Raw genomic sequence first — 22,000 nt, 5'->3', positions numbered from 1 at the left:
GAGGATGAAACAGGAGGAGCGATTGTGAAAGTAATCCCTTTATATAAAATGATTGTAAAAGAAGAAACGGATGTTTCCTTAGCGAAAAAAGGTGATCATGAAGCGTTTATGGCGCTTATACATACAGAAAAAGTGAAGATGTATCGTATTGCAAAGGCTATGTTACGTGATGAGACAAATATAGAGGATGCGATACAGGCAACAATTTTAAAAGCCTATGAAAATATAAAAAAATTAAAAAAAGAAGAGTTTTTTCAAACTTGGTTAATTCGAATTTTAATGAATGAGTGTAACAATATTATTAGAACATATAAAAAGGTAATTGTGACAGAAGAGAATGATTACAATATGAGTGCGTGTGATCAGTATGAAGATATAGATTTGTGTAATGCGATTCAATCGTTACATGAAGAATTAAGAGCTGTTACGGTGCTTTATTATTATGAAGATATGAATCAAGAAAGTATTGCCAAGCTTTTAGAAATACCAAAAGGAACAGTGAAATCGAGATTGTCACGTGCGAGGGAACAACTGCAAAAGCGATTAAAGATGGAATAGGGGGTGCAAAGGATGGATGATGAAAAATTATTTGATGAGAAATTAAAAAAGAGAATAAAAGAAGAGAATGTTATAGTGCCGCCAGAGTTAAATGAAAAGATTAATGGTACACTACATAATCTTCCGGTTAAAAAGAAAGGTTACAGAGTTTATATGATGGTTATAAGTGCAGCGGTTCTAGCACTTTCAATTGTGTCTATGTCGGAGTTTTCTGATCAAATTTTCGCTCAAAATGGTGGAGTATTTGAATATGTAAAGAAAAAGACGTTTTCTGATTATGAAAATGAAGAGGAAGTAAAATCGAATGTGAATTATCCAGATAAAGAAAAGATTCAAGAAAAAATGTTGGATTCCATTGATCATTTTAAAAATATTTCAGGACAATTTGAGGAATATTCTAGCTCGTCAAGAATTGCTACAACATACAAATATGCGATTGATACGGAGGGACAAAGTGGTATTTCTTCGAAAGAAGATAAACTAGCGAAAAAACGAACAATTATATATAACGAGGGCAAGAAAAAAGAATTTGATGATGAGAAGTATACATATAAAGAGACAAAATGGAGCCCGAAAGAAAAAAACAATGAACTATTAAAATTAAATCCTACGGAAAGGTTATTGAGAAAATCAGGTGAGAAAAAAAGATATGATGATGAATATGTGGGATTCGCGAAGTATAGTATTCAATCAGAATTTACTGATCTATTAATTCGATATAAAGATTGGAATTATAAAGAAACGAAGTATCTTGGACTTGATTGCTACAAAATAGAAGGGACAATAAATATAGAAATGCCTGTAAGTACATCTGAAGATTTAAGAGGGAAATTTGAAATGGTTGTAGAGAAAAATACAGGGATTATGCTAAAATTCCTTAGTTTCCACGAGGGTATGATTCAATATTCGATTACGACCGAATGGATACAAATAAACAAAGGATTGAAAGAGAATACATTTCAAAAGGAAAGCGCTAATTATGAAAAATTGAAAAATATATTAGATGAATAGAAAACGGAGGAAAACATATGGAGAATCACTCTTCTTCAAGAGAAAAGAAAAATAAACGAAAATATAAGAAGACAACGATAATAAGTATATTGTTAGCAATATTACTATTTGGCGGAGTTGGATATGGTACTTACGTATATATGAAAACTTCTAATCTCGTACAAAAATCAAATGTTAATTTAGCGCGTGGTGAAAAATCAAATTTACGTGAGAAAGCCGTAAAACCAATTGCAAATAATGTTTCACTTTTAATTATGGGAATTGATGAAAATCAAGAACGACAAAAGGAGTATAATGGTGCTTTTCATACAGATGCGCTTTTGCTAGCTACTTTTAATAAAGATAATAAGACAGTGAAATTAACGAGCATACCACGTGATACATATACATATGTTCCAGTTGAAAAGAAAAAAGATAAAATAACGCATGCATATGGAAGTGGTTTCGTTAAAAATGGTAAAGATGGAGGACCGCAAGCTTCAGTGGAAGCGGTAGAAAAATTATTACAAGTACCTGTTGATTATTTTGTGAAGTTTAATTTTAATGCATTTACTAAAATTGTTGATGGATTAGATGGGATTGAAGTAGATGTTCCAGTTGAATTTACGGAGCAAAATAGTAAAGATGAACCTGACGCAATCCATTTGAAAAAAGGACTACAAAAATTAACAGGGGAAGAAGCGCTTGCACTGGCAAGAACGCGTCATATTGATAGTGATGCAATGAGAGGTCAGCGCCAACAGCTTGTTATTGAAGCGATGTTAAGTAAATTAAAAAGTGTAGGTTCGATTACGAAACTAGAAAAAATGGTTGAGGCGGTTGACGGTGATTTTAAAACAAACTTAGTAATGGATGATATTTTATCTTTTTATAAGTACGGTTTAAACGGTTCAGTTGAAAAAATTCAATTAGCTGGTGATGATTTGTATTTACCTAATGGTCCAAATGGGCAACGTGTATATTACTATAACCCTAATAAAAAAGATCTACAGAGTTTGAGTAATACGCTTAGAACACATCTAGGATTAAGTGAAAAGCAGATTGAGGAGAATTAAAGCAGGCGAAATGTCTGCTTTTTTATTGTGTTTAGTAGTATGTCATTTATTCTTTAATGTTATATACTATTTAAAAATAAAAGGAAATAGTGTAACATAAAGTTGTGGTTTAAGGTAAATAACAAGGGGGTTATTACATAGAATAAATGTTAATGATTAATATAGTTTGGGAGAAATGAAAAAACAGGGGAGCATTAAAAATGAGAATTGCAAAAAATTTAACATTCCAAGTTATTATGGCAATTATTTGTGGTATTGCAGTAGGGGCAATTTGGCCTAGTGTTGGACAGCAGATGAAGCCAATTGGTGAAACGTTCATCAATATGATTAAAATGGTTATTGCACCGATTATTTTTTTAACAATTGTGCTTGGTATTGCAAGTATGGGAAGTATGAAAAAGGTAGGTCGTGTTGGTGGTAAGGCACTATTATATTTTGAAATTGTTACAACAGCGGCTTTAATTATTGGTATCATCGTAGCGAATGTTGTACGTCCTGGAGATGGATTAGATCCTTCAAAACTAAAGGGCGGGGATGTTTCACAATATGTACAAAGCGGGCAAGAAATGAAATGGATGGATTTCTTTTTACATATTGTACCATCTAACATGTTTGAAGCATTTGCAAAAGGAGATATTTTACAAGTTCTGTTCTTCTCCATTTTATTCGGTGCAGGGTTAACGATGCTAGGGAAAAATGGACAACCGGTTATCGACTTTTTTGAAAGATTATCGAAAATATTTTTTAATATTTTATCCATTGTTATGAAGTTAGCACCGGTTGGCGCATTCGGCGGGATGGCGTTTACAATTGGTAAATATGGTTTAAGTACACTTATTCCACTCGGTAAATTAATGATTTGTGTATATGCAACAATGGCATTATTTGTTTTTATCGTTTTAAATTTTATTTGTAAATTGTATAAATTTAGTTTGTGGAAATATTTGGCGCATATTAAAGAAGAATTACTCATTGTTCTCGGGACATCATCATCAGAATCAGTACTGCCGCGAATGATGACAAAGATGGAAGACTTCGGGTGTTCGAAGCCGGTAGTAGGTTTAGTCATTCCGACGGGATATTCTTTTAATTTAGACGGAACAACGATTTATTTATCGATGGCTACTATATTTTTAGCTCAAGTCTTTCACGTCGATCTTTCACTAGGTCAACAATTAACTATAATAGCTATTTTGTTAGTTACATCTAAAGGTGCAGCAGCAGTAACAGGTGGAGGGTTTATTGTATTAGCATCTACTCTATCTGCAATGAATGTTATTCCATTAGAAGGGTTAGCACTATTACTTGGTGTAGATCGTTTCATGTCAGAAGCACGTGCTATCGTCAACTTAATTGGTAACGGTATTGCGACTGTAGTTGTTGCAAAAAGTGAAAATGAATTTGATGATGAGAAGTATAAGAGGATAGTAGAAGAAATGAAAAGAGAGAAAATGGCCGGATAAAAAAGTCAGCTTTGCTGACTTTTTTTATTTTTGTAGAAAAGAGGTTTGTTACGATATACATTATTTATTAACAATAATTTACAAGTGTTTTATAGTGGAAGGATATAAAGGTTATTAAATCAATACATAGAATTCAATGAAATATAGTGTTTCAAAAGATTATGGAATTTTTATGAATATTACTGTAAAAAAATAATTTTTTAAAAATTTTCAATAATAACACTTTACAAAACTCAAAAAATTAGTAGAATAATAGTTAATAAGAATCTTCTGATAAATATATAAAGAAAAACAGAATTATCAGAAAATTCTTAAATGAGAGCGTTAAGAATTAGGGAGGGTACAGAAAGTGAAAAAGAAAAAAATCAAAAAATTAACAGCAGTTGTAGCACCAGTTTTAGCAATGAGTATGGCATTGACAGCATGTTCTACATCAGGCGGAGATAAGAAGACAAGCACAAATTCTAGCTCTGGCGGAGATAGCAAATCAGAAGAAAAATTAGCAGCGAAACAAGTACTAAATCGTACTGAAACAAATGAGATTCCGACAATGGATACTTCTAAAAATACTGATACATTAGGTTCTCAAATTTTAGGGAACACAATGGAAGGTTTATACCGATTAGATAAAGATAACAAACCAATCCCAGCTGCGGCAGAGTCAAGCACGAAGAGTGAGGATGGTAAAAAATATACATTCAAATTACGTAAAGATGCAAAATGGTCAAATGGTGATCCTGTAACAGCGAAAGATTTCGTATATGCTTGGCAACGTCTATTAGACCCAAAAACAGCTGCTGAGTATGCATTCATTGCATTCCCAATTAAAAATGCAGAAGCCGTTAATAAAGGGGAAAAACCTGTAACAGAACTAGGAGTAAAGGCAGTAGACGACCTTACTTTTGAAGTTGAATTAGAACAAGCAGTACCATACTTCTTAAACTTAGTAGCATTCCCATCGTACTATCCATTAAATGAGAAGTTCGTAAAAGAAAAAGGGGATAAATACGGTTTAGAGTCTGATACAACAGTATATAACGGACCGTTCGTTCTTACTGATTGGAAGCACGAGCAAGGCTGGAAACTAAAGAAAAACGATCAATATTGGGATAAAAAGACTGTAAAACTAGATGAAATTAACTATAGTGTAGTAAAAGAAGTAGCTACAAGAGTAAACCTATATGATACAAATGCAATTGATTTCGCGCTATTAACAGGTGAATTCGTTGATAAGTATAGAAGCAACAAAGAAGAGTTTGGCACATACTCGCAAGTAAGTACTTACTTCTTACGTATGAACCAAAAACGTGGTGGACAAGATACACCGTTAAAGAGCCAAAAATTACGTGAAGCAATCGCATTATCAATCGATAAAAAGAATTTATCAAACGTTATTTTAAATGATGGATCTAAGCCTGCGGACTTCTTAGTACCGAAAGGATTAGCAACTGGACCAGACGGTAAAGACTTCCAAGAAACATTTAAAAATGGTATTAAACCAGATGCGAAAAAAGCAGCAGCTGCATGGGATGAAGCGAAAAAAGAGCTTGGGAAAGACCAAGTTACAATTGAGCTATTAAACTATGACACTGGTAATGCGAAAAAAGTTGGGGAATATGTAAAAGATCAAATTGAGAAAAACTTAAAAGGTGTAACTGTTAATATTAAACTTCAGCCATTCAAACAAAAGCTGAAATTAGAAACAGAGCAAGACTATGATTTATCATATGCTGGTTGGGGACCTGACTACGCTGACCCAATGACATTCTTAGATATGTTCCAGTCTAATCATTCTCATAACCAAATGAGCTTCGCTGATTCAAAATATGATGATATGATCAAAAAAGCTGGCGGAGAATTAATGGGTGACGCGAAGAAACGTTGGGAAGAGTTAGGAAAAGCTGAGAAATTACTTCTTGAGCAAGATGTAGCGCTTGTACCTTTATACCAACGTGGTGATGCATACGTTCAAAAACCAAATGCAAAAGGCATCGTTCACCATAACATTAGCCCAGAGTATAGCTTCAAGTGGGCGTACATGACTGAAAAAGATGGAAAATAATTTTTAAGCAGTGAGGCTATATTTAAGTGGATGCATATAAGTTTCTTAGCTTATTTTGTAGTGAGAATCTCGTTGTCCACAATAGAAAGATAAACTGAAAGAGCATTCCAAAAGTAGACTATTTACTTTTGGAATGCTCTTTTATTATGTTATCAAATGCAATAAATCAATAGATATAAGGAAGATGGTACTTGTATAGTGCTAATTGTAAAAAATACGTTTTACTATTACAAAAAAATAATTTTTAGAATATTTTAAAAATAACTTTACAAAACCTGAAAAATTAGTAGAATATTAATTAATAAGAATTTTCTGATAACTGGTTATTAGAAAATCTATCAAAATTAGTTTCGTACATATAATTGGGGAGGGTACAAAAATGAAGAAAAAGATGAAAAAGTTCACGGCGGTTGTAGCGCCAGTTTTAGCGATGAGTATGGCGTTGACAGCGTGTTCTGGATCTGGTGGGGAGAAGAAATCAACTACGACGTCTAGTGGTGGTGGGGAAGAGAAAAAATCTGAAATTAAATACGCAGCGAAACAAGTGTTAAATCGTACAGAGAATCAAGAGATTCCGACGATGGATGTTTCGAAGTCTACTGATACATTAGGTTCTCAAATTTTAGGGAACACAATGGAAGGCTTATATCGATTAGATAAAGATAATAAGCCGATCCCAGCTGCAGCAGAATCTAGCACGAAAAGCGAGGATGGCAAAAAATATACATTTAAACTACGTAAAGATGCAAAATGGTCAAACGGCGACCCTGTAACAGCGAAAGATTTCGTATACGGATGGCAACGCTTACTCGATAAGAATACAGCGGCAGAATATGCGTTTATCGCTTTCTACATTAAAAATGCAGAGGCAATTAATAAAGGCGAAAAGCCACTAACAGATTTAGGGGCAAAAGCGGTAGATGATTATACGCTAGAAGTAGAATTAGAAAAACCAGTACCATATTTCTTGAATTTAATGGCATTCCCATCTTACTATCCTTTAAATGAAAAGTTCGTAAAAGAAAAAGGAGATAAATTCGGTTTAGAAGCAGATACAACGTTGTATAACGGACCGTTTGTGATGGCTTCCTGGAAACACGAACAAGGATGGCAGCTAAAGAAAAATGATAAGTACTGGGATAATAAGACTGTAAAATTAGAAGAAATTAACTACAGTGTAGTAAAAGAAGTTGCGACGAAAGTAAACTTATATGATACAGGATCAATTGATTTCACATTATTATCAGGAGAATTCGTTGATAAATATAAATCGAACAAAGAGGAGTACGGTGAGTATTCTGAAGCGAGTACATTCTTCTTACGTTTAAACCAAAAACGTAACGGACAAGATACACCGTTAAAGAGCAAAAAACTGCGTGAAGCGATCGCATTATCAATTGATAAAAAAGGATTAGCAAACGTTATTTTAAATAACGGTTCAAAAGCAACAGATCAATTAGTACCAAAAGGACTTGCGACAGGACCAGACGGTAAAGATTACCAAGATACATTTAAAAACGGTCTAAAATATGATCCGAAAAAAGGTGCAGCAGCTTGGGATGCAGCGAAAAAAGAACTTGGAAAAGACCAAATTACAATTGAATTACTAAGCTATGATGATGGTACTGCGAAGAAAATTGCTGACTACTTTAAAGATCAAATTGAGAAAAACTTAAAAGGTGTAACGGTTAACACAAAAATTCAGCCGTTCAAACAAAAACTGAAATTAGAGTCGGCACAAGATTATGAAGTTTCATTTGCAGGCTGGAGCCCAGATTATTCGGATCCAATGACATTTATTGATATGTTTGAGTCGAAGAGCCCATATAACCAAATGAGTTATTCGAATCAAAAATATGATGAAATGGTTAAACAAGCAGGTAATGAATTATTGTCTGATCCGAAGAAGCGTTGGGAAACGTTAGGAAAAGCAGAAAAATTATTCCTTGAAGAAGATGCTGGATTAGTTCCTTTATACCAAACAGGAAGAGCGTATGTAATGAAGCCGAATGTAAAAGGAATTGTGAAACATAACATCAGTCCAGAATATAGCTTTAAGTGGGCTTATGTAACGGAAGGAAAATAATAAAAAAGAGCGTGTTCAAAGTAGAAACATTACTATTAATACGCTCTTTTTCTATTCAATTAAATAGAGAAGAATAAGAAAAGTAGTACTGACATATAGTAGATGGGGGAGAATTCGTATAGTAGTAATAGTAAAATACATAGTTACTATGAAAATAAAATAATGGAAACTTCAAAAATGAGGATAATTACCAAGATGTTAATTGGTGAAAAAGTATTAATAACTAAGTTCATAGAAAATCTCTCAAAGTTAGTTTCGTACATATAATTGGGGAGGGTATAAGAATGAAGAAAAAGATGAAAAAATTCACGGCAGTTGTAGTACCAGTTTTAGCAATGAGTATGGCGTTAACAGCATGTTCTTCTGGATCTGGTGGGGAGAAGAAACCGACTACAACGTCTAATAATGGCGGGGAAGAGAAAAAATCTGATATAAAATATGCAGCGAAGCAAGTGCTAAATCGTACAGAAACGAATGAAATTCCGACGATGGATACTTCAAAAAGTACAGATACACTTGGCGCACAAATTTTAGGGAATACGATGGAAGGTTTATATCGCCTTGATAAAGATAATAAGCCAATCCCAGCTGTAGCAGAATCTAGCACAAAAAGCGAGGATGGTAAAAAATATACATTTAAATTACGGAAAGATGCAAAATGGTCAAACGGTGATCCAGTAACAGCGAAAGATTTCGTATTTGCATGGCAACGTCTAGTAGATCCAAAAACAGCTGCTGAGTATGCATTTATTGCTTACTATATTAAAAATGCAGAAACAATTAATCAAGGAAAAGGAGAAGTTGCTACATTAGGTGTAAAAGCGGTAGATGATTATACACTTGAAGTGGAACTGGAAAGACCGGTACCGTATTTCTTGAACTTAATGGCATTTGCGTCATACTATCCATTAAATGAAAAGTTTGTAAAAGAAAAAGGGAATAAATTCGGTTTAGAGTCTGATACAACAGTATATAACGGACCGTTCGTTCTTACTGATTGGAAACATGAGCAAGGCTGGAAATTAAAGAAAAATGATCAGTATTGGGATAAAAAGACTGTAAAACTAGAAGAAATTAACTATAGCGTAGTAAAAGAACCAGCTACTAGAGTAAATTTATACGATACAGGTGCAATTGATTTCGCACTTTTATCAGGAGAGTTTGTTGATAAGTATAGAAATAATAAAGAGGAGTTTGGCGCATATTCGGAAACAAGTACGTTTTACTTACGTCTAAACCAAAAGCGTGGTGGGCAAGATACACCGTTAAAGAGCAAAAAACTACGTGAAGCAATTGCATTATCAATTGATAAGAAAGCTTTAGCGAATGTCATTTTAAATGATGGTTCAAAACCAGTCGATTACTTAGTACCAAAAGGTTTAGCGAGTGGACCAGATGGTAAAGATTTCGCAGAAACGTTCAAGAATGGTTTAAAACAAGACACTAAAAAGGCAGCAGCAGCTTGGGAAGAAGCGAAAAAAGAACTTGGAAAAGATCAAGTCACAATTGAACTGTTAAATTATGATACTGGTAATGCGAAAAAGGTTGGAGAGTATGTAAAAGATCAAGTTGAAAAAAATCTAAAAGGCGTGACAGTAAATATTAAACTGCAACCTTTTAAGCAAAAGCTAAAATTAGAATCAGACCAAGATTATGATTTTTCATATGGTGGCTGGAATCCAGATTATGCGGATCCTATGACGTATCTTGATATGTTTGAAACGACAAATTCTCAGAATCAGATGAGCTACTCAGATTCAAAATATGATGACATTATTACTAAAAGTAAGACAGAATGGATGGCTGATGCAAAAAAACGTTGGACAGAGTTAGGGAAGGCAGAGAAATTGTTACTTGAGGAAGATGTAGCGCTTGTACCTTTATATCAAAGTGCTAAATCATATGTTATGAAACCAAATATAAAGGGAATTGTGAAACATAATATTAGTCCGGAATATAGCTTCAAATGGGCGTATATTGAAGAGAAATAATAAAGTGAAACTTTAATTAGGCTGCCCAGAAAATAGCAGGATAAAAGAAAAAGCATTTTCAAGTTGCGGTATTAGAGCACTTGAAAATGCTTTTTCTATGCACTTTTATTCCTTCCTCGAATATATAAAATAAAAAAGGGAGAATCCCATGAAACGAAATACTTACATCGATTTCCTAGCTTATTACGGAATAGGAAGTGCTCATCCTGGTGGTTTTACGTTAACAAAACAATTGTTAGCTCAACTGCCTTTTAAATATGGAGCAAATGTCCTTGAGATAGGCTGCGGTACGGGGAAAACAGCGGCGTATATGACAAAAGAATGTGGTTATAAAGTAACGGCGGTTGAAAAGAATGAGATTATGATTCAAAAGGCGAAAGATAGATGGTTAATTGAAGGACTAGACATTCAGTTAATTGAAGGGAATGTAGAGCAATTACCTTGTGTGCATGATTCATTTGAGTTCGTACTCGGAGAATCGATACTCGCTTTTACGGAGAAAGAAATGGTGATCTCAGAGTGCTATCGTGTATTACAGAAGGATGGCAAGCTAGTTGTCATTGAAATGATTATTGATAGGCACATTGAGAAGAGTGAGGAAGAAAAAATTGCCCAATTATACGGGATGAAAGACCTATTAACTGAGAATGAATGGGTGCAATTATTTCAGAAAGCAAACTTTAATCGGGTTACCATTGCTGGCGGTGGTACAATTGCAGAAACAATCTCGGGCTATATAGAAGAGCCAGAATGGAATGTATCCGCGCATATTCCCAATGAATTATATGAGGCATGGGTACAGCATGAAAATGTACGACTTATGTACCAACATATTTTAGGTCATCGTATTTTTATATGTGAAAAATAAATAAAAAGAGTTGGCTAAAGTTAGTCAACTCTTTACTATGTTAAATGAAAAATAATGCAGCTAATGTAATTCCGAAGATGAAACCAAATCCGAGTTCAACGCCCCATCCACAACCGCCGCCTCCCCAGCCGCCGCAATTACCGCAACCACGACCGCCACATCCACAGCCGCCGAATCCACCACCACCACAACCAAATCCACAGCTATCACATCTGCTAAGGCCGCCGCAAAGATCGCAACCACCGTTTGTATAAGCGTCATAGTATCCAAATCCTGTATCAAAAGATGAGCGCTGTTGCACTGGTTCAATCCATACAGAGCTTTTTGTCACATCAATTATTTTGCCTAAATGAATGCGGCCATCACGATCTTCAATTCGAACGACTTTACCGAAATAACGTTGGCACGTATCGTAACATTTTTGTCTATGCATGTTCTTTCCTCCTTCCCCATTACAGTAATACGATATGTAGAGGGGACAAGTGCGGCTTGTACGAATGCCCTATCTATCATAATTGTTATAGGAAAGGGGAAATATAGGAAGAGGATATATAAGGAGGAAAAGGTATGAAATCTACAGATCAGTTTCAGACATACGAAGTACCATGGGAAGAATTTATTGAAGCATTGCGAGAGGAAATGAAGAAGCAAGTAGGGGCAGATATAATTGATACAGTAGTTTGTAATTTAGAAGATGGCTTTGAAGTGTATACATATGTGCAGGGGGATTTGGATTTTGAATACAAGGAAGCACTTGAAAGGAAATACGGAAGCGATGCAAAAACGCCTAATGTGTTAACGATTATGTTATTAGCTAGCATTTATAGTACAAGTGAAGAGAATTTACGCTTGCATGCGGATAATAAAGAAAATCCGGTTGTTGAAGTGTATGTGAAGCAATAAATCAAACTTTTTGATATATGTTTTGAAGACGAAAAGTAGGAAAAGTCTGTTTTAAGTGTAGAGCTTAAACAGGCTTTTTTACTTATAGTATCGGATAGAAAACGATAGAAGGAATAATATTCAACTTATATAACTGTTTACATAATAAAGTTATGATGTGTTAGTTGTCCTAAAATACAAGTCATATATCTTGTATCCTCTCATAAATTTAAACATAGGAATTTGTCTACAAAGGTGGCGAAGCCTCATCATGAAAATTCGAATTTGTGCCACATTCATGTTGTTTCTATTTATATGGTTACATCCTTTTTGGACTTTTGCAAAAGGAGAGGAGGCAAAGGAAAGGGTCGTTTCACTTGTATATGATGATTCGGGCAGCATGAGAAATAACGATCGCTGGAAATATGCCAATTATGCTTTGCAAAGTTTAGTTGCGCTATTAGATGAAAAAGATAAATTTTCGTATGTTCCAATGAGCAAGCCGAATGATCCATTAGACATTTCGTTAACGAAGGATAAGAGACAAACAGAAATTGAGGGAATTGGGGCATGGAAAACGTATTTAAATACTCCGTTTAGCGCAGTAGAAACGGCGATGCAATCTATAAAAAAGGAAGCAGATATAGATGGAAAACGTGAATTTTGGCTTATTGTCTTAACTGACGGGGCATTTAATGATTTAGAGAAAGATAAGGTTGGCGGGAAAGAACAAATTACACAGAAGTTAGCACAGTTTAAGAAGGATATGGATGCAAAAAAGATATCGCTACATCCAATTTTAATTACGATGGAAGAGGATTTAGGACAGCAAGAAAAGGCACAACTAAATACGTTTAAAGAGATATGGAAGAAAGAGATAAACGGAGTTACGATGCCATCTAGTGGAGAGGATGGTATTGTAAAAAGTGTCAATCAAGTCGCAGCATTAGTTGCAAATCGTGATCCGTTCTCTTCTGTTGAATCAATTGTAAAAACGAAAGTAGTAGGGAAGAAAGTAGAGATTACAACACCATTTCCATTAAAGCGTATGACGCTTGTACGACAATCGCCTTCTTTGTCTAATTATCAGGTCACACAAATTTCTAAACCGTTACAATTACAATCTTCCTATTCCATACATGCACCAGGAGAAGCGAAATTATTCGGAAATATAGTTCATATCAGTACGGAAAATCAGGAAGTTATTAAACCAGGAACTTATACGATAGAGGTGGACCAGAATATTGAGAAAGAAGGACTACAAGTACTAGTTGAACCAGCGCTTAACTATACTGTTTCTACTTATGACAAAGATGATCGTAGTCAAAAAAATGTGGAAGAAATGTACGAAGGTGTTACCGCTGTTATTGAAGCGAAGCCTACCGAATTACCAATTCAGTCTTCATATTTTCAGGCAGAAGTAGAAATAGACGGAAAACAGTACCAGATGAAGTGGGACGATAAAAAACATGTATTTTACTACGAAACGAAGATTGATAAAGGGTTAGTGCGCGGGAAAGTTCATATGAACATAAAGGGATTTTACAGACAGACGAAAGAATTTAAAGTCGAAGTAACGGAAAAACCAAAATTATCATTGCAAACTATTACGAAAGATTATGAAGAAAAAGTAACAAATTTAGAGAATAGTAAACCTTTTATTATACAACCACAGTTAGATGGTAAGCTGATGACAGAAGAGGCTGTAAAGAAACTAATAAAATCTACTGGTGTCACATCTAAACAATCAATCAACTATGAAATAAAACAACATGGTAATCAAATTTATATTTATCCTCGACCTCATTACTCCGACACATTCAATTTTACAGATACCGGCACCGTAGAAGCTACCATCGTAGTGCAAGATTCAAAATTACAAGAAGTAAAGAAAAATATATCACTTCATATTCAAAATGCACCGTTTTATGAAAAATATGCGCTTATTTTTAAGTTTGTTATTCCTATCACTTTATTATTGTTAGTAGTAGGAATAATCGTTTTAGGATGGATTGTTCGTCCAAGATTTCACCGGAAAGCACTATTGTATTATGAATGGGATCAAGAGGTAGCAAAAGATTGGTTATATCAATCTGAACCAGAGTTACTTAAAAATAAATGGTGGAAACACTATTTTGGCATTCCATTCCGAGCAGAAAGAAAGACTGTGCAATCCGTTACGTTTATAGCAAAGAAAGGGTCGAAATCAATATTTGTAGCGAAAGAGTCACAAGTAGTAGGAATGATTATTGATGGGATGTTTATAACAGAAGATGAGGTTGGAATGGAACATAAGACGCTATATCCAAATGAACTTTTAGTAATTGATAGAGGGTATGGTAAAGAAATTTACAAATATGAGTGTGAATAGTAGATAGGGAAAAGGAGGGAGTCTCATCTTTCTCCCCCTCTTTTCAAACAAGCAAGAATAGGAAGGTGGTTCACATGACGTTACAAGTTCCAACGATATTAATTGGTTTAGGTGGAATCGGTAGTACTGTGACACATCAAATATATGAAAGGCTACCTGAGGAGCGCCGAAAAAAGGTAGCAATGCACGTATTTGATACAGATGTGAATACATTGAGTAAATTTGATCATATTCGAAAGTTTAAGACGCAAACGAGTTCTAGTAAAACGCCAAGAGAGTATATTGCGGGAGATCCAACGATTCCAGAGTGGTTTCCGATGGACCCGACTATACTTGATAAACCACTGACAGAAGGGGCAGGACAGTTACGCGTCATTTCCCGTTTAGCGTTACTTGCTGCGATGAAAGAAGATAAATTGACATCCTTTTGGCAAGAAATTGAGAAGATTTTTCCAGTTACAAGTGATCAAACGGAGTATGGAGTACGTGTCATTATCGTAACGTCACTAGCGGGCGGAACAGGTTCAGGGATGTTTCTGCAAATTGCATTATATTTACGTGAAATGCTTCGGAAAAAACTGCAGCATCACAACATTTTAATACGCGGTGCGTTTCTAATGCCGGATGTGTTAGTTAAGACGAGAACGGTTAGTGCGAAAGAGTTTGAAACGGTGCAAGCAAACGGCTATGCATCGTTAAAAGAATTACATGCCATTACGCTTGGCTCTACCGGAGAACTATCCAAACGCGGTGGCGTCACGATTGAATTAGAGTATCGTCCTGATCAAGTAGATGAAGACGGAAGAACGAATCATACGATTAAACAACATCATTTACCGTACAATTATTGTTTCCTATACGATTACGAAAATCTACATGGACACCATCTGCACAATTTATCAGATTATATGGAGCAAATGGCAAATACGATTTATTTACAGTTATTTAGTCCGATGTCTGCCAATCATTTTGCACAGGAAGATAATCAAATTCAGCAATTAGCAGAATCGAGCGGGAAAGGACGATATTGCGGGGCAGGAACGGCAAAGATTATTTATCCGTATGAGCACGTGTTAAAATATTGTGCTTTAAAATGGGCTGTGCAAGGTTTAGATGAATCTTGGCTTCATTTAGATCAACTGTTTCAAGAGAAGAAGCAAAGATATGACCAAGACGTAAAACGAGGGATGCAACGTGAAAAGCCAGAGCGCGGGAAAAGTTATTTAGAAGACTTAGAACATCTTGCTACTCGTCCAGAACAGGCTCATATTTTCTATAGACAAATGTACAATGAAACACGTGAAGGAGCAGAGGGCGGTAAAGTTGGTGTGGCGAAATCTAAACTGTTTTTAGAAGCTGTAGAAAGTTATGTACAGCGTACGGTGCAAAAAGATGAGGAATTAAACCGTCTGCAGCACGAGTGTAAAATTTCGGCTGCGAAGCTGAAAATGATGGAGCAAATGAAAGGTGAAGTAGCAAGAGTGGATCATGCGGTTCGTTTATATGCGTATGCGATTCCGAGCCGCGTACATGAACATGTAACGACACTTTTATATGACATGATTGAATCAGACCGTTTTTCACCAAGTGGTTCTGAAGGGCAGTCATATCAACTAAATACATGGTTTTTAAAGAAAACAGATCCTGTTCATCCGGTATCAGCTCGTTTTATGTTGTATGAAATTCGAAAGCAGTTAGTAGAGAAAATGAATCGTTTGCATGAAAATAATGAACAAAAGCGCAATTTAATTCAAAACTACGATAAGAAATTTAATGTAAGTAATATTGATGGGACGGTAACAGCTGTTCGCCGAGTAGAAATTGCGCAGCAACAAGGCTGGTTTGGAAAAATGATGAATAATCAGCAGCGTTTGTTTAAAAAAGAATTTGAAGATATTGTAACGCAGTACGTACACAAATTAAACGAGTATCGTAAAGAAATGCTATTAGAACTCGTTTATCAATCACTATATCAAGCAGTTAATAAGATGATTCAATATTGGGAAAGGTTTTTTGATAATTTACACGAAACACGTGAAAATTTATTGTTCGAAATTCAAAAACGAAGCAAGGAATTTGAAGGAAAAACAAACCCGACGAATGTATATGTATTAGCTGAAGAGAAGTTACAAGAAAAGATATGGCAAGATATGCAGCAACATTTAAATTTAGGTGTATTACCGAAAGATATTTCTGCAGAAATTTATATGAGTTTATACGGGGAATATTGCCGGGATGCGAAAACAGAAGAGATTCAATCGAAAAAGGTAGAGGACTTTTATCGTGAGCACATACTAAGTTATTGCTACGATGAATTACAAATACGCTATCGCGATAAATTAGAACTGAATATCGTTGAGGCGTTACGAAAAGAAGCGGATTATAAGAAACGTGATCGTGATGAATACGTCCGTGAAAAAATTGAAGACTTGTTCCATTTAGCTAGTCCATTTGTGCCGAAAGTTTCCCATCACAGAGAATTACAATATTGGGGTATACATCCATCTTTAAAGAAAGAACTACAAGAGGAATTAATACAAGAAATGTTTAAAGAAAAAGATACAGTACATGAAGCTTTTTCGCCATTTGAAGTCATTTGTTATCGTGCGCATTACGGTTTATCGTTGCAAGACTTCCCTAAGCTTTCGTCTGGACACATTGCAAATGGATTTATGAATGATAAAGGTGATTATTTTCAGTCATACTATCGCCGTGTGAATAAACTAAATAGTAAAAAATCTAGTTTAACGCCGCATTTAGATAAGTATTGGCACTTACCAGCATTCATGCCAGACTTAAATGCAACGCAAACGAAGTTGGATTACGATAAATGTAATCGAGCTCTTCTATACGCGTATATGTATCGCTGGATTAGTTTAGTTGCTGTTGATGGTCAGTTCGTGTATCAATATAACGGTGTTGGGCGTAGCTTCTTAATTCAGTCGATGGGAAAAAATATTTCAAGTGAAAGTTACAAATTACACAGAGCGTTGCTTCATAATCCGTTTATTTATGAAAACATCTTGTCCAGATTTGAAGAAGAACAAGAAAAAGCTATGATACAGGGCGGACATTTATATACACATCCGTTCGTATTAGGAGCTCAAGATATTAGATGGCTTCGTAAAGAGCATGTCCATAATATTTTAGATATGATTTTAATGTATGACCGTGAAGCGAAATATGACCCAACGCTAGAAGAAACTTCTGATGAATTATTAAGGCTATTCCTTGATGAAATTGAGTTGTATTTCCAAAACTATTACGGTACAGGTGCCGATATGGTTGCAAAGAAAGAGAAAGAAATGTTTATTAAACAATTGTGGGATCGCTCGTATGCGAAAGGTTATGTAGATCCAAATAGTGCTCCTTATAAAAAGTGGCAAAATTTATTAAGCGTTCATGATGAAGAGGAAACGCCAAAAACGAATGTTTAATGAATGAAAAGGGAATCCTTAAAAGTGGCAATACAACTTTAGAAAAGAGGGATTCCGATGCCGTTTTTAGGAAGTGTATATCAAATATTTGGATTGTATCCAGAAATTTATTATGGAATGATTTCAGCTGAACTTGCAGAGCAGCAAAGATTAGAACAAGCGGAAAACGAAGAACCAGAAACAGAAGTGTAACTGTATAAGAAGCTTCAAAATAAAAATGATAACACGCTACTTACTCTTTACATGTATAAGAGTAAGTAGCGTGTTTGTATTATTTAATGATTCCGTTTTCTAAAATTTTAATAGTAGAAGTTACTTTCACATTAGCTTTTGAAAAGGCACTTGGCCAATCATCTTCGACAGTTTTCCATTCTTTATATTGAAATGCTCTCGCATAATCACCAAATCCGAATGGATCAAGTTGCTGTTTTTGAATGTTGTGGATTAAATCGTTTAAATCTTTGTTTAGTTGTTTTGTAATAAGAGAAGTTAATTTCTTTCTATCTTTGTCTATATCCATGTTGAATGTAATCTCAGATATGGACACATTCAAATTCATTCCAACGCTGAACTTAAAATGGTTGTCATTATAGCCTGTATTAATATAACGATTTATGCTAAGGACATTAATCGTTATAAAATCTTTTTCCTTTGTATCTTTTAGACGGTTATTATTTTTAACTGGAGCAGAAGGAATATGCATTGTAAGAGAGACCGGTGTATTAGCTTTTTCTTGTAACATAAGAAGAAGGGCGCTTTCATATCGATTTAAGGACATCTTATAAATTCCACGAGAAGTTAAAAGTGCGGATCCAGTAACAGTAATTTCTTTCTTGTCTTTCTTTATTTCTGAAATTGCTGGTGTTATCCCTTTATTAAAAGTTTGTCTATGGAATTCATGGAATGTTGTATAAACTGTCCGATTGTATAATTTGTTTGTATTAATTAATTCAGTCAAATGTTCAGGGAGATCCGGTTTATCTTTAAAGTTATTATAGATTATAGAAGAAACTGGTCCTTGTACTGCTACAATACGCATATTACCAGTGTTTTTCGGATCTCGATACCAAACATCAAGATAGGGCATGGCCCCTTCTTGTTTCAAAAACGTATTGCTTAATAAGACGATTTGTAATTTTTCAGTAGATACTAAACCACTACTGGAACTATTAAACATCGCCTTTGCTTCTCTAGGTGTATGTACTTTTGTTTCATGTGTTTCGTACTTTTTCTCGACGTCCTTGTTAAAAACAGGTATTATTTGGTACACTTTCAGCATTTCTTTATTTTCTTTATCAAAACCGTAAACTAATGAGATGGATTGTTTTTCGAGATCGAGTCGATCTCCGCAGCCAGTCAAAAAGATTGTGAGGAAACAAAGTATAGTGAAATGAATAAATCGTTTCATTTAAATGTTTCTCCTTTTCCAATACTGATAAAATGTAATGTATGAGAGGAATACGACCGGGAATAGAAAAACGATAAAATAACTGGCAGTTCCCCAGAAATCCCGTAAAGCATTGATTTGATAAGAAGAAGGGGTATAAAAAAGTAGAACGAAAATACACCCGAATAATAAAAGCCAAATAGGTAATGAACTGCCTTGTTTGTTAAGTAATTGATTGATTCCATCTGAAGCAGTGAAAATATAAGGAATGCAAGAATCAAAAATAATGAAGAGATAAAAAGATAAAAATATAATTTCAAATCGCTCTAAGAATGAAAAATGAAATGGTGTAATGAGAGACAGAGTAGGCCATAAAAACTTCGTAATGCCATCTGGGCTAAAATAAACAAAAGAAACGAACGTAACTTGAAGATAAATAAATAGTGTAATTAAATTCGCAAGAACAATGCCTTTTTTTGCAGATGATTTGTTACTAAGATAAGGATAAAGGACAAATGCAAACTCAAATCCAAGAAACGCAATGATAGTTGATTTTACTGTATTTAAAACGGGTAACCACCCCTCTTTCAGAAGAGGAAGAAGGTATATCCAATGGCCATCTTTAAGTGGAATAAATAATAATAATGGCATCCAAATTGTAAAAAAAAGAGTGAAAACGGCATACCGACTTATAATGAGTACGCCTTTGCACGCCAACATAATCATTGGGATGGATAGCAAAATCATAATTAAAAACATAGGAGATCTAGGTAAAATCCAAATATGAACGATGTATAAGAGGGAGAATATTAAGGAAACAGCAGCAAGAACAGCATATAAAATCCAAAGAACCATCATTCCTTTTCCTAGCCATTTTCCAAGGTAACGTATTAACACATCAAGTAAAGTATAGCCAGGGTGTTTTGACATGATATGTACAATGCAAAGGCTAACTAAGATAGTTATAGCACATCCAATAATAACTGATATCCAACCATCAGTATTGGCTCCTTCTGCAACTTCACGCGGAAGTGTAAGTAAACCGAATCCGACTTGAACACCACTAATAGTGAGAATGTATTGAAATAAAGTAATCTCCCTCTTTGCACGCTTCGTCACTTGTTTTCCTCCGTTTCTTCTACATTGCGTTGTCGATTTTCTTGTTTTAAGTTAAGGGATAGTGGGCGTTTCTTCATAATTTTCCACGGTAAACGTACAAGGGTATCTTTTAAATCCGAAGTAAATAAGGGAGAAAAAGGACTACCATAAGGAACACCGAGAGATTCCATGGACAGTATATGAATGATAATGATTGCCATCCCAACCATAATTCCAATGACGCCAAATAAAGAGGCACTTATCATCATTGGGAATCGAAGAAGCCGAATTCCTGCAGACATTTCCATGTTAGGAATAATGAAAGAAGCGACCGCGGTAATCGATACGACGATAACCATAACGTTACTGACAATTCCTGCTTGAACCGCAGCTTGTCCAATTACAATACCTCCTACAACACCGATTGTTTGTCCGACGGGACCAGGAAGCCGAACAGCAGCTTCACGAAGCATTTCAAGTACTAATTCCATTAACAATGCTTCTAGTATAGGGGGAAACGGAATTTTAGCTCGAGACTCTCCAATTGTTAATAATAACTTCAGTGGAATGACTTCATAATGAAAAGAAATCATAGCAATATAAAGAGCAGGAGCAAAAATTGCAATAAATAACCCGGTGAAACGAAGGAGTCGTATAAAAGATGGAATCATTGGCCTGAAGCTGTAATCATCTATCGTCTGAAAAAAATCTGAAAAGGTCATAGGGCCAATTAATACGCCTGGTGAGCGATCTACAACAACAGCGATTCGCCCATCTAGAATGTGATGGGCCGTTGTGTCAGGGCGTTCAGTGATGGATAATTGAGGAAAGAGAGTATAGGAATTATCTTCAACAAACCCTTCTAATTCTCCGGTAGTAATAATGGCGTCCACTTTTATTGATTCGATGCGGCATGCCATTTCTTGTACGACATCTTCGTTTGCAATATCTGCTAGATACAGCAAAAAAACCTTTGAAGTAGCTCTTTCACCAACAGTGAATTCCTTCACTTTCAATTCGCGATTTGGAATATATCTACGAATAAGTGCAAGACTGTCGCTCGCTACCTCATTAAATCCTTCGTGTGAGCTTTTTATGGAAGTTTCTGTTGTAGGTTCTTCAATACTTCTTTTTGGCGCCGATTGCGTATCTAGTTCTAATGCCGTAAGTTGTCCATTTATGAATAAAATGCTTTTACCGTGTAAAAGGGACTGTTCAATGTCTGCCCACTGCTGAACTTTCTTTATATTCCCGATTGTAACGGAGGATTCCCAAAAATCGACCTCATTCCACTCTTTAAATAGGAGGGGGCGAAGAATATCAATGTTAATAACAGTTTTATCTACAAGTCCTTCCATATATATAAGTGCAGCTTCTTGTCCGTTTTTTAACGGAAAAGTGCGTGTAATTAATTCTGGAATACCGCTAAACAATTTGGACAAATGCTTTAGATTAAGGGAAAGAGAAGAAGAAATAGGTTTATTTAATGTATGATCAGCTTGCTCTTGTGCAGAAAAAGATTTTTCACCACGTATCCATTTGTTAAAAGACCCCATTTGTTTGCTTTCTCCTTGTTATTTTTTATCCCGCTATTTGCGGACAGCCCCACTGATTATAGTTTCATTTTATATGGGTTATTATGGATAGTTCCGCGCTGACATATGCGTAGTTTAAATTTTATATTGTATATTTCCACCTTTAACGCTATAATTATAGTGTTAAAGATGGAAT

At 35.1% G+C, this 22,000-nt stretch carries 16 protein-coding genes; 12 read left to right on the top strand and 4 right to left on the bottom strand.

What is annotated here, in order from left to right:
- Positions 1 to 24 precede the first annotated feature (24 nt).
- The 8 genes from KZZ19_RS17300 to KZZ19_RS17265 all read left to right on the top strand — a co-directional run bounded on the left by KZZ19_RS17300 (position 25) and on the right by KZZ19_RS17265 (position 11,094).
- The gene (locus KZZ19_RS17300; protein ID WP_088097282.1) at positions 25 to 558 is read left to right on the top strand and encodes a sigma-70 family RNA polymerase sigma factor; all 534 of its coding nucleotides are present in this window, start codon (positions 25 to 27) and stop codon (positions 556 to 558) included.
- A gap of 12 nt (positions 559 to 570) precedes the next feature.
- Complete coding sequence (locus KZZ19_RS17295; protein ID WP_237980636.1) at positions 571 to 1,569, top strand: anti-sigma factor; 999 nt, start codon at positions 571 to 573, stop codon at positions 1,567 to 1,569.
- Between the two features lie 17 nt (positions 1,570 to 1,586).
- Positions 1,587 to 2,624, top strand: coding sequence for an LCP family protein (locus tag KZZ19_RS17290; RefSeq protein WP_237980638.1), 1,038 nt, complete (start codon positions 1,587 to 1,589; stop codon positions 2,622 to 2,624).
- A gap of 200 nt (positions 2,625 to 2,824) precedes the next feature.
- Positions 2,825 to 4,087, top strand: a complete 1,263-nt coding sequence (locus KZZ19_RS17285) for a dicarboxylate/amino acid:cation symporter (RefSeq protein ID WP_237980640.1) — start codon at positions 2,825 to 2,827, stop codon at positions 4,085 to 4,087.
- A 349-nt stretch (positions 4,088 to 4,436) separates the two neighbouring features.
- Positions 4,437 to 6,149: a peptide ABC transporter substrate-binding protein gene (locus KZZ19_RS17280; RefSeq protein ID WP_061679901.1), complete on the top strand. Its 1,713-nt coding sequence runs from the start codon at positions 4,437 to 4,439 to the stop codon at positions 6,147 to 6,149.
- A gap of 379 nt (positions 6,150 to 6,528) precedes the next feature.
- Positions 6,529 to 8,235: a peptide ABC transporter substrate-binding protein gene (locus tag KZZ19_RS17275; RefSeq protein WP_088097278.1), complete on the top strand. Its 1,707-nt coding sequence runs from the start codon at positions 6,529 to 6,531 to the stop codon at positions 8,233 to 8,235.
- Between the two features lie 284 nt (positions 8,236 to 8,519).
- Positions 8,520 to 10,226 carry a peptide ABC transporter substrate-binding protein gene (locus tag KZZ19_RS17270; RefSeq protein ID WP_237980642.1) on the top strand — a complete coding sequence of 569 codons (1,707 nt, stop codon included), beginning with the start codon at positions 8,520 to 8,522 and terminating at the stop codon, positions 10,224 to 10,226.
- 148 nt (positions 10,227 to 10,374) lie between these two features.
- Complete coding sequence (locus tag KZZ19_RS17265; protein ID WP_237980644.1) at positions 10,375 to 11,094, top strand: class I SAM-dependent methyltransferase; 720 nt, start codon at positions 10,375 to 10,377, stop codon at positions 11,092 to 11,094.
- 40 nt (positions 11,095 to 11,134) lie between these two features.
- Here the strand turns inward: KZZ19_RS17265 and KZZ19_RS17260 are convergent, their stop codons facing one another.
- Positions 11,135 to 11,527: a hypothetical protein gene (locus tag KZZ19_RS17260; RefSeq protein WP_237980646.1), complete on the bottom strand. Its 393-nt coding sequence runs from the start codon at positions 11,525 to 11,527 to the stop codon at positions 11,135 to 11,137.
- Between the two features lie 134 nt (positions 11,528 to 11,661).
- Between KZZ19_RS17260 and KZZ19_RS17255 the strand changes: the two genes are divergently transcribed.
- From KZZ19_RS17255 to KZZ19_RS17240, 4 genes are all read left to right on the top strand, one after another.
- Entirely contained in the window at positions 11,662 to 11,997 is a 336-nt protein-coding gene (locus KZZ19_RS17255) for a hypothetical protein (RefSeq protein ID WP_088097275.1), read from the top strand.
- Positions 11,998 to 12,247: 250 nt separating this feature from the next.
- Positions 12,248 to 14,347 (top strand): vWA domain-containing protein, encoded by a 2,100-nt coding sequence (locus tag KZZ19_RS17250; RefSeq protein WP_237980648.1) that lies wholly within the window; start codon positions 12,248 to 12,250, stop codon positions 14,345 to 14,347.
- A gap of 74 nt (positions 14,348 to 14,421) precedes the next feature.
- Positions 14,422 to 17,784: a tubulin-like doman-containing protein gene (locus KZZ19_RS17245; RefSeq protein ID WP_000175132.1), complete on the top strand. Its 3,363-nt coding sequence runs from the start codon at positions 14,422 to 14,424 to the stop codon at positions 17,782 to 17,784.
- Positions 17,785 to 17,841: 57 nt separating this feature from the next.
- On the top strand, positions 17,842 to 17,976 hold the full coding sequence (locus KZZ19_RS17240) for a hypothetical protein (protein WP_001116179.1): 135 nt from the start codon (positions 17,842 to 17,844) through the stop codon (positions 17,974 to 17,976).
- A 79-nt stretch (positions 17,977 to 18,055) separates the two neighbouring features.
- On the opposite strand, the gene KZZ19_RS17235 is transcribed toward KZZ19_RS17240, so the two are convergent.
- Genes KZZ19_RS17235 through KZZ19_RS17225 form a run of 3 tightly spaced genes read right to left on the bottom strand, consistent with a single transcriptional unit; the run spans position 18,056 to position 21,825 of the window.
- The gene (locus KZZ19_RS17235; RefSeq protein WP_237980650.1) at positions 18,056 to 19,192 is read right to left on the bottom strand and encodes a Ger(x)C family spore germination protein; all 1,137 of its coding nucleotides are present in this window, start codon (positions 19,190 to 19,192) and stop codon (positions 18,056 to 18,058) included.
- Positions 19,193 to 20,290: an endospore germination permease gene (locus KZZ19_RS17230; RefSeq protein ID WP_088097270.1), complete on the bottom strand. Its 1,098-nt coding sequence runs from the start codon at positions 20,288 to 20,290 to the stop codon at positions 19,193 to 19,195.
- Entirely contained in the window at positions 20,287 to 21,825 is a 1,539-nt protein-coding gene (locus tag KZZ19_RS17225) for a spore germination protein (protein ID WP_237980652.1), read from the bottom strand. Before KZZ19_RS17225 ends, KZZ19_RS17230 begins: the two co-directional genes overlap by 4 nt.
- Between the last annotated feature and the right edge of the window lie 175 nt (positions 21,826 to 22,000).

The organism is Bacillus thuringiensis, assembly GCF_022095615.2.
GTDB lineage: Bacteria > Bacillota > Bacilli > Bacillales > Bacillaceae_G > Bacillus_A > Bacillus_A cereus_AG.
The sequence above is the reverse complement of the archived record's forward strand: the minus strand, read 5'-3'. Positions and strand labels throughout refer to the sequence as shown.

Coding starts and splice junctions, on each gene's coding strand:
- KZZ19_RS17295 (WP_237980636.1), top strand. CDS start 571: ATGGATGATGAAAAATTATTTGATGAGAAATTAAAAAAGAGAATAAAA.
- KZZ19_RS17290 (WP_237980638.1), top strand. CDS start 1,587: ATGGAGAATCACTCTTCTTCAAGAGAAAAGAAAAATAAACGAAAATAT.
- KZZ19_RS17285 (WP_237980640.1), top strand. CDS start 2,825: ATGAGAATTGCAAAAAATTTAACATTCCAAGTTATTATGGCAATTATT.
- KZZ19_RS17275 (WP_088097278.1), top strand. CDS start 6,529: ATGAAGAAAAAGATGAAAAAGTTCACGGCGGTTGTAGCGCCAGTTTTA.
- KZZ19_RS17270 (WP_237980642.1), top strand. CDS start 8,520: ATGAAGAAAAAGATGAAAAAATTCACGGCAGTTGTAGTACCAGTTTTA.
- KZZ19_RS17265 (WP_237980644.1), top strand. CDS start 10,375: ATGAAACGAAATACTTACATCGATTTCCTAGCTTATTACGGAATAGGA.
- KZZ19_RS17260 (WP_237980646.1), bottom strand. CDS start 11,527: ATGCATAGACAAAAATGTTACGATACGTGCCAACGTTATTTCGGTAAA.
- KZZ19_RS17255 (WP_088097275.1), top strand. CDS start 11,662: ATGAAATCTACAGATCAGTTTCAGACATACGAAGTACCATGGGAAGAA.
- KZZ19_RS17250 (WP_237980648.1), top strand. CDS start 12,248: ATGAAAATTCGAATTTGTGCCACATTCATGTTGTTTCTATTTATATGG.
- KZZ19_RS17245 (WP_000175132.1), top strand. CDS start 14,422: ATGACGTTACAAGTTCCAACGATATTAATTGGTTTAGGTGGAATCGGT.
- KZZ19_RS17240 (WP_001116179.1), top strand. CDS start 17,842: ATGCCGTTTTTAGGAAGTGTATATCAAATATTTGGATTGTATCCAGAA.
- KZZ19_RS17235 (WP_237980650.1), bottom strand. CDS start 19,192: ATGAAACGATTTATTCATTTCACTATACTTTGTTTCCTCACAATCTTT.
- KZZ19_RS17225 (WP_237980652.1), bottom strand. CDS start 21,825: ATGGGGTCTTTTAACAAATGGATACGTGGTGAAAAATCTTTTTCTGCA.